This is a genomic window from Streptomyces diastaticus subsp. diastaticus, from assembly GCF_011170125.1.
Taxonomy (GTDB): domain Bacteria; phylum Actinomycetota; class Actinomycetes; order Streptomycetales; family Streptomycetaceae; genus Streptomyces; species Streptomyces diastaticus.
The window spans coordinates 89,980-103,287 of record NZ_BLLN01000003.1; the positions used below are offsets into that span (position 1 = coordinate 89,980).

10 protein-coding genes are annotated in these 13,308 nt (G+C 72.6%); 4 read left to right on the forward strand and 6 right to left on the reverse strand.

Going from position 1 to position 13,308, the window contains the following annotated elements; genetic code table 11:
* Nucleotides 1-207: 207 nt before the first annotated feature.
* Nucleotides 208-2,784: an aminopeptidase N gene (gene pepN, locus Sdia_RS08885; protein WP_185392980.1), complete on the reverse strand. Its 2,577-nt coding sequence runs from the start codon at nucleotides 2,782-2,784 to the stop codon at nucleotides 208-210.
* A gap of 151 nt (nucleotides 2,785-2,935) precedes the next feature.
* Here pepN and Sdia_RS08890 point away from each other — a divergent pair, with 151 nt between their 5' ends.
* Nucleotides 2,936-3,580, forward strand: a complete 645-nt coding sequence (locus Sdia_RS08890) for a mycothiol-dependent nitroreductase Rv2466c family protein (protein WP_100452717.1) — start codon at nucleotides 2,936-2,938, stop codon at nucleotides 3,578-3,580.
* Between the two features lie 192 nt (nucleotides 3,581-3,772).
* Here Sdia_RS08890 and Sdia_RS08895 read toward each other — a convergent pair whose 3' ends face one another.
* From Sdia_RS08895 to Sdia_RS08905, 3 genes are all read right to left on the reverse strand, one after another.
* A complete protein-coding gene (locus tag Sdia_RS08895) occupies nucleotides 3,773-4,411 on the reverse strand; it encodes a superoxide dismutase (protein WP_100452718.1) in 639 nt (212 codons plus the stop codon).
* A 157-nt stretch (nucleotides 4,412-4,568) separates the two neighbouring features.
* Nucleotides 4,569-6,017: an amino acid permease gene (locus tag Sdia_RS08900; protein ID WP_100452719.1), complete on the reverse strand. Its 1,449-nt coding sequence runs from the start codon at nucleotides 6,015-6,017 to the stop codon at nucleotides 4,569-4,571.
* Between the two features lie 158 nt (nucleotides 6,018-6,175).
* Nucleotides 6,176-7,645: an amino acid permease gene (locus Sdia_RS08905; RefSeq protein ID WP_100452720.1), complete on the reverse strand. Its 1,470-nt coding sequence runs from the start codon at nucleotides 7,643-7,645 to the stop codon at nucleotides 6,176-6,178.
* Between the two features lie 326 nt (nucleotides 7,646-7,971).
* On the opposite strand from Sdia_RS08905, the gene Sdia_RS08910 reads away from it, so the two are divergent.
* Nucleotides 7,972-8,565 carry a biotin transporter BioY gene (locus Sdia_RS08910; protein WP_100452721.1) on the forward strand — a complete coding sequence of 198 codons (594 nt, stop codon included), beginning with the start codon at nucleotides 7,972-7,974 and terminating at the stop codon, nucleotides 8,563-8,565.
* Nucleotides 8,566-8,876: 311 nt separating this feature from the next.
* On the opposite strand, the gene Sdia_RS08915 is transcribed toward Sdia_RS08910, so the two are convergent.
* On the reverse strand, nucleotides 8,877-10,316 hold the full coding sequence (locus Sdia_RS08915; protein ID WP_124287160.1) for an amino acid permease: 1,440 nt from the start codon (nucleotides 10,314-10,316) through the stop codon (nucleotides 8,877-8,879).
* Between the two features lie 290 nt (nucleotides 10,317-10,606).
* Here Sdia_RS08915 and Sdia_RS08920 point away from each other — a divergent pair, with 290 nt between their 5' ends.
* Both Sdia_RS08920 and Sdia_RS08925 read left to right on the forward strand, forming a co-directional pair.
* Nucleotides 10,607-11,098, forward strand: a complete 492-nt coding sequence (locus Sdia_RS08920; protein ID WP_100452722.1) for a ribose-5-phosphate isomerase — start codon at nucleotides 10,607-10,609, stop codon at nucleotides 11,096-11,098.
* On the forward strand, nucleotides 11,098-11,979 hold the full coding sequence (locus Sdia_RS08925; RefSeq protein WP_100452723.1) for an Fpg/Nei family DNA glycosylase: 882 nt from the start codon (nucleotides 11,098-11,100) through the stop codon (nucleotides 11,977-11,979). Before Sdia_RS08920 ends, Sdia_RS08925 begins: the two co-directional genes overlap by 1 nt.
* Here the strand turns inward: Sdia_RS08925 and Sdia_RS08930 are convergent.
* Nucleotides 11,922-13,154 (reverse strand): GNAT family N-acetyltransferase, encoded by a 1,233-nt coding sequence (locus Sdia_RS08930; RefSeq protein ID WP_115069902.1) that lies wholly within the window; start codon nucleotides 13,152-13,154, stop codon nucleotides 11,922-11,924. The genes Sdia_RS08925 and Sdia_RS08930 overlap by 58 nt on opposite strands.
* Nucleotides 13,155-13,308 lie beyond the last annotated feature (154 nt).

Sequence of the window (13,308 nt, forward strand, 5' to 3'; positions counted from 1 at the left end):
TCAACCCCGCGGATGTCGGCCCGGCCGGCGCCTGAGGCCGTCGGTGACCGTCACCTCGGAGGCGGCCGGACCACGACCGCCGGCCCGGCCGCCACCGCCGGCCCGGCCGGCGCTTGAGGCCACCCCCACCCGAGGAGGGCCCCCGGCCCGGAAGCCGGAAGCGGGTCCCCACCCGAGGGAGGGGACCCGCGCCAGGAACCCGTCGGCTCAGCCGGCATCCCTGGCTCGCGCCCGCAGCGCCCGAGCCAGATCGTCCCGCGACTCCAGCACCAGGCGCCGCAGCGCGGGCGGCGCCCCCTCGTGGGCGGTCAGCCACGCGTCGGCCGCCTTCAGCGGCTCCTCTCCGTCGAGCAGCGAGGGGAACAGCCCCCGCACGACGAGCACCCCGATCTGGATGGACCGCTCCTCCCAGACCCGCCCGATCGCCTCGAAGTACCTCGCGCCGTACGGCGCGATCAGCTCGCGCTGCGAGGGCTGCGCGAACCCGGCGATGGTCGCCTCGACGAGCGCGTTGGACAGCGCGTCGGACTCGACCACCTGCTCCCACGCCCGGGCCTTGACCGCCTCGGAGGGCCGCGCCGCCAGGCACCGCACCTGGTGCCGCTTGCCCGAGGCGGTGTCGTCCCGGGCCAGTTCGGCCGCGATCCGCTCCTCGTCGGCCACGCCGTACGCGGCCAGCGGCTCCAGGAACGTCCAGCGCAGCTCCTGGTCCATGTCGAGTCCGTCGATCCGTGCCGGGCCGTCGAGCAGTGCCCCCAGCAGTTGCAGGTCGGCCTCGTCGGCGGCGACCGAGGCGAAGAACCGCGCCCAGGTCAGCTGGGCGGGGCCGCCCGGCTCGGCCGCCCGCAGCTCGGCCAGTGCGCCTTGTGCCAGCGCCCGTCCGGCCTCCTCGCGGTGGGCCGGATCGACGTAGTGCGTCAGCGCCGTGCCGGCCCAGGCGTGCAGCATCTGGAGGACGCCGATGTCGCTCTCGCGCCCCGCGTGCTCCAGGACCAGGCCGAGGAAGTCGCGGGCCGGCAGCAGCGCGTCGCGAGTCATGTTCCACAGCGCCGACCAGCACAGCGCGCGGGCCAGCGGGTCGGCGATGTCGCCGAGCCGGGCCCGGAGGGTGGCCAGCGAGTCGGTGTCGAACCGCACCTTGCAGAAGGTCAGGTCGTCGTCGTTGACGAGGACCAGGTCGGGCGCCTGGGCCCCGGCCAGCTCGGTGACGACGGTGCGAGGCCCGGTCACGTCCAGCTCGGCGCGGGCGTACCGCACCAGCCTGCCCTCGACGCCGTCCCTCCGGTACAGGCCCACCGCGACCCGGTGCGGCCGCAGCTCCGGGTGGGAGGCGGCGGCCTCCTGGGCGACGGCCAGCTCGGTGATCCGGTTCTCCGCGTCCAGGGTCAGCTCGGGGGTGAGCGCGTTGACCCCGGCGGTCTGGAGCCAGGCGCGCGACCAGTCGGCGAGGTCGCGACCGGAGGTCTCCTCCAGCACCGCCAGCAGGTCGGCGAGGGTGGTGTTGCCGAAGGCGTGGCGCTGGAAGTACCGGCGGCTGCCCTCCAGGAAGGCGTCCCGTCCGACGTAGGCGACGAGCTGCTTGAGGACGGAGGCGCCCTTGGCGTAGGTGATGCCGTCGAAGTTGAGCTTCGCGTCCTGGAGGTCGCGGATGTCGGCGGTGATCGGGTGGGTGGAGGGCAGCTGGTCGGCGCGGTAGGCCCATGCCTTGCGGTTGTTGGCGAAGGTGGTCCAGCCGTTGGTGAAGCGGGTCGCCTCGACCAGCGCGAAGCTGCCCATGAAGTCGGCGAAGGACTCCTTCAGCCACAGGTCGTCCCACCACTTCATGGTGACCAGGTCGCCGAACCACATGTGTGCCATCTCGTGCAGGATCGTGGTGGCACGCCGTTCGTAGGAGGCGGCGGTGACCTTGCCCCGGTAGATGTACTCCTCGCGGAAGGTCACCATCCCCGGGTTCTCCATCGCGCCGAGGTTGTACTCGGGCACGAACGCCTGGTCGTACTTGCCGAACGGGTACGGGTAGTCGAAGTGGTCGTGGAAGAAGTCCAGGCCCTGCTTGGTCACGAGGAGGATGTCGTCCGCGTCGAAGTACGGTGCCAGCCCCTTGCGGCACATCGCGCCGAGCGGAATCCGCAGCTCGGAACCGTCGGGCAGGGTCCGCCGGTAGTCGTCCGTGACGTAGTGGTAGGGCCCGGCGACCACGCAGGTGATGTACGTGGAGATGGGCTCGGTCTCGGCGAACCGCCACACCCCCTCGGCGTCCCGCTCGCCCGCGCCGTTGGACCAGACCCCCCACGCCTCGGGCGCGGTCACCGAGAAGCGGTAGCGGCCCTTCAGGTCGGGCTGCTCGAAGTTGGCGTAGACCCGGCGGGAGTCGGCCGGCTCGTACTGCGTGTAGAGGTAGACCTCGCCGTCCTCCGGGTCGACGAAGCGGTGCATCCCCTCGCCGGTCCGGCTGTAGGCGCACTGGGCGTCGACCACCAGGGTGTTCTCGGCGTCCAGGCGGTCCAGGGCGATCCGGGAGCCGTCGAAGACCTCCGCCGGGTCCAGGCTCCGCCCGTTGAGCGTCACCGAGGTCACCGAGGGGGCGATCAGGTCCACGAAGGTGGCGGCGCCCGGCTCCAGCCCGGCGAACCGGATGGTGGTCACCGAGCGGAAGGTGCGCGGGCCGTCCCCGGCCACCTCCCCGAGCGCCGAACGCAGGTCGAGCGCGACGTCGTAGGACTCGACGGCGACCAGGGCGGCCCGCTCGCGGGCCTCGTCTCGGGTCAGGTTCTCTCCGGGCACTGCGCTACTCCTTCGTGGCACGTTTCGACAGGGAGATCCTGTCACGGGCGCCTCGCGGCGCTCCCCGGGACGCCGGGAATGCACCCGGCCCGCGTGAGGTTGCCGCTCGCGTACGCGCAGTGGGCCCCGCCCGACCATCTGAGGGAGAGACATGACCGATCAGCAGCAGGACTCCGAGGTCACCGCCGACTTCTGGTTCGACCCGCTGTGCCCCTGGGCCTGGATGACCTCCCGCTGGATGCTGGAGGTGGAGAAGCTCCGCCCGGTCCGCGTCCGGTGGAACGTCATGAGCCTCGCCGTCCTCAACGAGGACCGGCTCGACGAACTCAGCGAGAGCTACCGCGAACTGCTGAAGCACGCCTGGGGCCCGGTGCGCGTGGTCATCGCCGCCCAGCAGCTGCACGGCGCCGAGGTCGCGGGGCCGCTCTACACCGCGCTCGGCACCCGCTACCACAACCAGGGCCTGCCCAAGGACCGCGCCACCCTGGTGGCCGCCCTCGAGGAGGCCGGCCTCCCCGCCGGCCTCGCCGACCACGCCGACAAGGACACCTACGACGCCGAGCTGCGCGCCTCGCACGCGGCCGGTATCAGCAAGGTCGGCCAGGAGGTCGGCACGCCCGTCATCGCGGTCCCCGGCGCCGACGGCCAGGAGGTCGCCTTCTTCGGCCCCGTCGTCACCCCCGCACCCAGGGGCGACCAGGCGGCCGCCCTCTGGGACGGCACCCTGCTGGTCGCCTCGGTCCCCGGTTTCTACGAGCTGAAGCGCACCCGCACCGCCGAGCCGAGCTTCGGCTGAACCCCGCCGACGAGGCCCCGTCCCCTGCCCGGGGGGCGCCACCCCGCCGGGTCCGGCCGTGTCCGGCGCCACGCGGTACCGGCAGGCACGGAAAGGCCCCCGTGAGTCACGTCCTCACGGGGGCCTCCCCTTCATCCGCCCGCCCGGCGAAGGTTGAGAAGACGATCACGAGGCGGGACGCTCAAAGAGGGCTCAGGGAGCCAGCAGCACGTTCTCCCGCGCCTTGGCCGCGGCGTAGCGCCGGGCGACGTCCTGCCAGTTGACGACGCGCCACATCGCCTCGATGAAGTCCACCTTCTGGTTCTTGTACTGGAGATAGAAGGCGTGCTCCCAGGCGTCGAAGACCAGGACCGGCGTGGAGCCCTGCCCCACGTTCCCCTGGTGGTCGTAGATCTGCTCGACGATCAGGCGCCCGGAGAGCGGCTCGTAGGCGAGTACGCCCCAGCCGGAGCCCTGGGTGGTCGCGGCCGCCTTGGTCAGCTGCGCCTTGAACCCGGCGAAGGAGCCGAAGGACTCCCGGATCGCGTCGGCGAGGTCGCCCACACCGTCCGCGGCCAGCGGTTCGCCGCCGCCGTCGCCCGTCATGTTGTGCCAGTAGATCGAGTGCAGGATGTGGCCGGAGAGGTTGAAGGCGAGGCTCTTCTCCAGTCCGGTCACCGCCCCCCACCGGTCCTTGTCCCGGGCCTCCGCGAGCTGCTCCAGCGTGTCGTTGGCGCCCTTGACGTAGGCCGCGTGGTGCTTGTCGTGGTGCAGCTCGATGATCGCGGGGCTGATGACGGGTTCGAGCGCCGCGTAGTCGTAAGGGAGTTCAGGAAGCGTGTAGACGGACAAGGCGTATTCCCTCCGGACTGCAATTGCGACTGACTTGCAGGAGCACGCTACCAACAACAGGCCGGGGTCGCGCGTCCACACGGGCGCCTACGACGAAAGAACCCCCGCCCCTGGGTCCCTGGGCGGGGGTTCCGAGGCGCCCCGGGGGGCGGCGGGGTCAGTCCTCGCGGATCTTCGCGGTCGCGGTCGCGCGGCTGCGCTGGAGGAGGTACCCGGCGAGGGCGAGGGCGAGCGTCAGCCCGCCGGTCGACAGCAGCTGGACGCGGGTGTCCGGTTCCGTCGCCATCAGGATGAAGACCCCCACCATCGCGGCGAGCGCCACCCAGGTCAGCCCGGGGAACAGCCACATCCGCACCACCAGCCGCTCCGGGGCCTCCCGCTCGGTGCGGCGGCGCAGCACCAGTTGCGAGGCGGCGACGAAGAACCAGACGACCAGGATGGCCGCGCCGATCATGTTGAGCAGCCACGCGAAGACGTCGTCCGGTCGCCAATAGCTGAGCAGCACGCAGACGAAGCCGAAGAACGAGGAGGCCAGGACCGCGATCCGCGGCACCCCGCCGTACACCTGGCCGAGTTTCCTCGGGCCCTGGCCGCGGGCCACCAGCGAACAGGCCATCCGGGAGGCGCCGTAGACGTTGGCGTTCATCGCGGAGAGCAGGGCGATCAGCACCACCACGTTCATGATCTGGCCCGAGCCCGGGATGCCCAGGTGGTCCAGGGTCGCCACGTACGGGCCCTTCGCGGCGACCGCCGGGTCGTCCCACGGAACCAGGGTGACGATCACGGCCATCGAGCCGACGTAGAAGACACCGATGCGCCACATGGCCGTCCGCACGGCCTTCGCGACGCCCCGCACCGGCTGCTCCGACTCGGCGGCCGCGATGGTGACCGTCTCCAGCCCGCCGTAGGCGAAGACCGAGGCGAGCAGGCCGATGATCAGGCCCTCGGTGCCGTTGGGCAGGAAGCCGCCCTCGCCGGTCAGGTTGGCGGTGCCGGGCGCCTCGCTGCCCGGCAGGAGGCCGAGGATCGCCAGTACGCCGATGACCAGGAAGGCGATGATCGCCACCACCTTCAGCGTGGCGAACCAGAACTCGAACTCGCCGAAGTTCTTCACCGCCGCCAGGTTGGTGCCGCAGAAGACCACCATGAACAGTGCCACCCAGGCCCACTCCGGGGTACCCGGCAGCCAGCCCGTCATGATCTCCGCCGCGCCGATCCCCTCCAGGCCCACCGCCACGCAGAGCAGGAACCAGAAGGCCCAGCCCGAGGTGAACCCGGCCCACGGGCCGATCGCCCGCTCGGCGTGGACGGAGAACGAGCCGGAGGCCGGGTTGGCGGCCGACATCTCCCCGAGCATCCGCATCACCAGCATCACCAGCAGGCCGGAGGCGGCGTAGGCGACGACGATCGACGGCCCGGCGGCGGCGATGCCCGCGCCCGAGCCGACGAAGAGGCCGGCGCCGATCACGCCGCCGAGGGCGATCATCGACAGGTGGCGCTGCTTCAGCCCGTTCGACAGGGCGGAACCGGTGTCGGACGCCTGGACGCCGTCGGGGCGCCGATCGGCGTCCGACGTGTCCCCGGGAGTGAGGGTTGTCCGAGTCATGGTCGTATCGGTCCAGTACGTGAGACGACGAAGAAGTCCCTCAGTCTGCGCGCACCATCCGGTGGGGCAAAGGCGTCGCCCGATATCCGGACACTTTCCTCACCTGGCGTGAACACCCGCGCACAGCGGCCCCGCGCCTCGCCCACACCCGCGCGCCCTCAGCCTGCCCCGGGCGGCCGTGCGCCTCGTCCGGCGGCCGCGTCCGCGCGGCGCCGCAGCCGCCACTCCCGCACCCCGGCGACCAGCAGCACCAGCGCCGTCGCCCCCGAGGACCAGAGCAGTTGAGGCCGGGCCGTGCCGTCGGACAGCATCAGCGCGAACACCGCCGCCATCGCCACCAGGGCCGCCCAGGTCAGCCACGGGTACGCCCACATCCGCAGTACGAGCCGCTCCGGGGCCTCCCGTTCGATCAGCCGCCGCAGCCGCAACTGCGACACCGCGATCAGCGCCCACACGAAGATCAGGACGGCGCCCACCGCGTTGAGCATGTACAGGAAGACCGAGTCCGGCCACCTCAGATTGAGCAGCACCGAGACGAAGCCGAACGCCACCGACGCCAGCACCGCCCGTCGCGGCACCCCGCCCGGCGCCACCTTCAGCAGCGCGCGCGGCGCCTCACCGCGCTCCGCCAGGGAGAAGACCATCCGCGAGGAGCCGTACAGGTTGGCGTTGAGCGCCGACAGCAGCGCCACGAAGACCACGATGTTCATGATCTGGCCCGCCGAGGGGATGCCGATCCCGTCCAGCACCGCCACGTACGGGCTCAGCCCCGGCCGCATCGCCGTCCACGGCAGCAGCGTCACGATGACCAGCATCGAGCCGACGTAGAAGAAGAGGATGCGGTAGACGGCGCTGCGCACCGCGCGCGCCACCGAACGGGCCGGGTCGTCCGACTCGGCCGCCGCGATCGTCACGACCTCCAGGCCGCCGAAGGCGAAGACCACGGCCAGCACCCCGGAGACCACCCCCGACCAGCCATGGGGCAGGAAACCGCCGTCGCCCGAGAGGTGGGTGAGCCCCACCGGCTCCGTGTCGGGCAGCCACCCGGTGATCGCCAGCACGCCCAGCACCAGGAAGAGCACGATCGCACCCACCTTCAGGGCCGCGAACCAGAACTCGAACTCACCGAAGTGCTTCACCGCCGCCAGGTTGGCCCCCGTGAAGACCAGCATGAAGGCGAGCACCCACGCCCACTGCGGCACCGAGGGCGCCCAGCCGTGGGCGATCTGCGCCGCCCCCGTCGCCTCCACCGCCAGCACCACCACCAGCAGGAACCAGTACAGCCACCCCGCGCTGAACCCGGCCCACCGACCCAGTGCCCGCTCGGCGTGCACCGAGAACGACCCCGAGGCCGGCATCGCCGCCGACATCTCCCCGAGCATCCGCATCACCAGCATCGCCAGTGCCCCCGCGATCAGGTACGAGACCACGATCCCCGGCCCCGCCACGGCGATGCCCGCGCCGGAGCCGACGAACAGGCCCGCCCCGATCACTCCGCCCAGCCCCAGCATCGTCAGGTGACGCTGCTTCAGTCCGTGGCCGAGCGGCTCGGCGGCGTCGAAGGGATCCCGGGCCGTGGTGGCGCTGGTGGCCCCGGGATCGGCGGGGTCTGCGGGGGAGTCGTGCATGGCGGTGCTCGCTGTCTCGTCGGGTCCGCGCGGGGCGGATCGGCGCCCGTGTGCGGGAAGTGGGGGGCGTCCCCCGAATTGGCGGGACCCTACAGTCTCCCCATCCGGAACCTCGGGCGGCAACGCGGTAAAGCCGCCGCACCGGGCCGAGTGAGCAGCATCACGCCCCCACGGGTGTACAAGCGGACCTTTGTGCGGAGTCCACCAACCGGCCAACCGCCGCTTTGTCGGCGGCTGCTGGTGATCGCGGCGGCGCGCTGGGATAGCGTCGGCCTGTCCTCAGCTGTCCCATGAGCTGTCCCACCCTTCACCCCCGGGGAGCCCCGATGAGCACTGCCGCCGCCTCCACCCGCCCGGGCCAGGTCCTCGCCGACCTGCTGCCCGCCTCCACCGTTCCGCGGGCCCGGCTGCGTGACGCCGCCCTCGTCACCGGCGGTGCCGTTCTCACCGGGCTGGCGGCGCAGGTCGTCCTGCCCGTGCCCGGCTCGCCCGTTCCCGTCACCGGGCAGACCTTCGCCGCCCTGCTGGTCGGCACCGCGCTCGGCGCCGGGCGCGGCTTCGCCTCCCTCGCCCTGTACGCGCTGGTCGGCATGGCCGGGGTGCCGTGGTTCGCCGAGGGGGCCTCGGGCGTGTCGGCGCCGTCCTTCGGGTACGTCCTCGGGATGCTCCTCGCGGCCACCGTCGTCGGCGCCCTCGCCCGGCGCGGGGCCGACCGCTCGGTGCCGCGCACGGCCGGGCTGATGGTGCTGGGCTCCGCCGTCATCTACGCCGTCGGCGTCCCGTACCTCGCCCTCTCCACCGGCATGTCCCTCACCTCCGCGGTGGCGGCCGGCCTGGTCCCCTTCCTCATCGGCGACGCCCTCAAGGCGGCCCTCGCCATGGGTGCCCTCCCCGCGGCCTGGCGCCTCAGCCGCGACTGACGCCCCCGTCGGCGTGCGCGGTTCGTCCGAAGCGGGCGGTGTCTTCGCACCGCCCGCTTCGCCATGTCACGCGACGCCCCGGACTACGCGCGAGGCCGGCCCGCCCCGGCCGGCCGCCCGCGAGGCCGCGGGGCGGAGCCGTGCCGGGCGGCCCCGCGGCAGGCCGACGCGCTCGGCCGCCCCGCGGCGACCGGCCCCGCTCCCGGCCGGCCGCGAGGCGGTGCCCCGGACGGCCCCGTCCCGCCCACGCGCCGGAGCGACCGCGCGTCGCCGGCCCGGAGCGAGGTCCCGGGGCCGAAGGCGCCGCAGGCTCACCCCCGCGCCGCCCCCCGGTGCCTCACGAGGGAGACGGCCACGACCAGTACGGCCACGAGCAACGACAAGGCCATCTGGGTCCGCCCGGCCTCGTCGAAGAGCATGTACCCGATGACGAAGACGATCCCGGCGACGGTCGCCCAGGTCAGGTACGGGAAGAGCCACATCCGCACCACTAGCTGCTCGGGGGTCTCCCGGGAGATGACCCCCCGCAGCCGCAACTGCGAGAAGCAGATGACGAGCCAGACGAACAGGGCCACCGCTCCGGAGGAGTTGAGCAGGAACTGGAACACCGTCTCGGGCCACTGGTAGTTGAACCACACCGCGGCGAAGCCGAAGACGACCGACCCGAGGATCGCCGCCCGCGGCACCCCGCGCGCGCTGACCCGGGCGAAGGAGGCGGGCGCGTCCCCCCGCCTCCCGAGCGAGAACGCCATCCGGGAGGCCGTGTACAGCCCGGAGTTGAGACAGGACAGCACCGCGGTGAGCACGATGACGTTCATGATCTGCCCGGCGTGCGGAATGCCGATCGAGTTGAGCGCGGCCACGTACGACCCCTCGTCGACGATCGAGGCGGAGTCCCAGGGCAGCAGCGCGACGACGACGAAGATCGAGCCGAGGTAGAAGACGGCGATCCGCCAGATCACGCTGTTGGTCGCCTTGCGCACCGCCCGCTGCGGGTCGGCCGACTCGCCGGCGGCCAGCGTGACGATCTCGCTCCCCATGAAGGAGAAGACGACCATCAGCACGCCGGTGAGGATCGACCCGGCCCCGTTGGGCAGGAACCCGCCGTGCGCGGTGAGGTTGGCGAAGCCGGTGCCCGGGTTGTCCGAGCCGGGCAGCACCCCGAAGACGGCCAGGACGCCGATGAGGACGAAGGCGGCGATGGCCACGACCTTGATCCCGGCGAACCAGAACTCGAACTCCCCGTAGGAGCCGACGGAGGCGAGGTTGGTCCCGGTGAGGACCACCATCACGATCAGCGCCCATCCCCACTGGGGCACGGCCGGAACCCACCCGTTGAGGATCACGGCCCCGGCGGTCGCCTCCACTGCGAGCACCACGACCCAGAAGAACCAGTAGAGCCATCCGATGGAGAACCCGGCCCAGCGGCCGAGCGCCATGTCGGCGTAGGCGGAGAAGGAGCCCGAGGAGGGGCGTGCGGCGGCCATCTCGCCGAGCATCCGCATCACCAGGACCACGATGAGGCCGACGAGGGCGTACGAGACGAGGATGGCCGGTCCGGCGGCGGCGATGCCCGCGCCGGAGCCGACGAAGAGGCCGGCGCCGATGACGCCGCCGATCGCGATCATCGACAGATGACGGTTCTTGAGTCCGGCCTGGAGGCCGTCGCTCCCCTGTCCGCCGGCCGGGGTGGGGCCCGCCGGTCCGTCGGGGAGGTCTTCCACCTTCGCAAGTGGGGGCTGCGAGGTCATGCGGCTCGTTCCTTTGCTCTCGGGTTCCGAGGTGAGCCAATGAATCCACAAGAGCCCACAGTTCGGAACCCCTGATTCCGTTCTGTTCCGCCGGGCGGCGCCGCCCGGCGTCCGGACCGGAGGACGCGGGCCCAGTTCCCCCAGGGGCTTCCGGCGCCGGTCGCACGAGGTGTGAAACAGGTCACGTCGAGCGGGATCCCGGAACGCCTCACCACCTGTGGACATCGCCCGCACCCGCTCTCACCGACCCGGAATCCGTTCCCCGGCCCCGGGCATGCCACACTCCCCTCATGCGCGTGTACCTCGGCTCCGACCATGCCGGCTACGAACTGAAGAACCACCTCGTCGACTGGCTGAAGACGAACGGCCACGACCCGGTGGACTGCGGTCCCCACATCTACGACGCCGCCGACGACTACCCGCCGTTCTGCCTGCGGGCGGCCGAGCGGACCGCGGCCGACCCCGACTCGCTCGGCATCGTCATCGGCGGCTCCGGCAACGGCGAGCAGATCGCCGCCAACAAGGTCGAGGGCATCCGCTGCGCCCTCGCCTGGAGCAAGGAGACGGCCGCCCTCGGCCGCGAGCACAACAACGCCAACGTCGTCTCCGTCGGCGCCCGGATGCACACCCAGGACGAGGCCACCGCCTTCGTCGCCGCCTTCCTGGCGACCCCGTACTCCGGCGACGAGCGCCACACCCGCCGGATCGACATGCTCTCCGCCTACGAGACCACCGGTGAGCTGCCCCCGATCCCGGCCCACCACCCCCAGCAGACCGCCTGATGCCCGAAGGGCACACCCTGCACCGGCTGGCCGCCGACCACCAGGAGTGGTTCGGCGGCCGGCCGGTGCGCGCCTCCAGCCCCCAGGGCCGCTTCGCCGCCTCCGCGGCCCTGCTGGACGGCCAGGTGCTCGCCGGCGCCGAGGCGCACGGCAAACACCTCTTCCTCGACTTCGCCGACCACGGCTGGGTCCACATCCACCTCGGCCTGTTCGGCAAGGTCGCCCGCGGCACCGGCGCCCCGCCGCCGCCCACCGACACCATCCGGCTCCGGCTCACCGCCGACAACGCCTGGTCGGACCTGCGCGGTCCCACCGCCTGCACGCTCCTGACCGACGAGGGCAAGCAGGCCGTCCACGACCGCCTGGGCCCCGACCCGCTGCGTGCCGAGGACGGCCCCGACGCCGCCTGGCGGCGGATATCCCGCTCCCGCACCACCGTGGCCGCCCTGCTCATGGACCAGAAGGTGGTCGCGGGCGTCGGCAACGTCTACCGGGCCGAGGTCCTCTTCCGCCACGGCATCGACCCGTACACCCCCGGCAACCGCCTCTCCCGGGCCACCTGGGAGGTCCTGTGGGACGACCTGGCGGCGCTGATGCGCGAAGGGGTGCGGCACGACCGGATCGACACCGTCCGCCCCGAGCACACCCCCGAGGCGATGGGCCGCCCGCCCCGCGTCGACGACCACGGCGGCGAGGTGTACGTCTACCGCCGCGACGGGCGTCCCTGCCTGGTCTGCGGCGAGCGGATCCGCACCGCCTCCCTCGCCGCCCGCAACCTCTTCTGGTGTCCGCGCTGCCAGACGGACGCGACCTGCCGGGAACCTCAGAAGCCGTGCGGCAGCCAGGGCGCCACGTCGGAGCCGAACGCCGTCGACGCCTGAGCCAGCGCCCCGCGCCGCAGCTCGCGCACCCGCCCGGCCGCCGCCAGCCCGCTCAGCGGCACCCCGCCGAGATAGGCGGCGCCCAGCTCCCGTACCGACAGCGCGAGGTCCGGCCCGGCCCCGGTGCGTTCGCACGCGGCGCCACCGGCATCGGCGGACAGTCGCCAACGCCCCTCGTTCCAGGGGCAGAACGCGTCGCTCACCTCGAACACCACGTCCAGCGGCGCCCGGTAGGAACGCTGCCGGAGCGCGGCCCCCACCTCGACCAGCCGGACCTGGAGTTCGTCCCGCAGCCGGGGTTCGCAGCGCCGGAGGTCGCTCACCAGGTACTGCCAGGCGTCGTCCACCGGCCGGTTCGGCAGCTTCACCGTCCGCATCAGGTCGATCCCGCACAGGTAGCGCAGCAGCGCCGCGTAGACCGCCGGGTCCGGTGCCTCCAGGTCCTGGACCACCACCGACCCGTCCGGCACGCCCGACGCCCAGGCGGGGCGGGTGCGGTAGCGGGTGTAGCCCACCACCTCGCCGTCCCGCTCGGCCAGTACGCACTGGAGCGGCGAGGCGCCCTCACGTCCGCTCGGCGGGTCGAGCACCCCCAGCTCCTCCCACCCCGGCGCCGCCCGCGCGAGCATCCCCGGTCGCCCGGCCACCTGCCGCCCGTACAGCTCCTCGCAGACTCCGAGCGCCGCCCGTGGCTCGGCCCGTCGCAGCGTCACCTCCTCCGTCCCCGCCGGGACGGTGAGCCGCACGAGGGCGGTGTCGATCTCGGCGCTCAGCCTCAACGACGCGAGGCCGTAGCCGAACCGCCCGTAGATCTCCGGTTCGGAGGCGGTCAGCACCGCCAGCGCCTCGCCGCGTGCCCGCACGTCGTCGAGTTGCCGGCGCATCATCGTGGTGAGGACGGAGCGGCGCCGGTGGGTGGGGGCCACCCCGACCATCGTCACCCCGGCCGCCGCGGCCGGCCGGCCGCCGGGGACCGAGACGCGGAAGGTGAACGCCCCCGCGGTCCCCACGACCTCCGCCTCGTCCCACACCGCCAACGACCGCTCCGGCTCGGTCAGCCGCCGGTACAACTCCCGTTCCTCCGGTGCCGCGGGCACACCGCCGAACGCCAGCTCCAGCAAGCCGTACCACTGGTCCCAGTCCTCGGCCCGCAATACCTCCGCACCAGATGTCATACGCCATCCCTACCAGCGAGGACGGGACGAGGCGAGGCGTTTTCACTCCGCCCGGAGCAGGGGACAAGAGGGACCTCCCGTGCGAAGTGACGGCCCGGCTCGGTAAGGTCCCGAACAATGGCACAAGCAAGGGCGGCAGCAGAGACGACCCGGG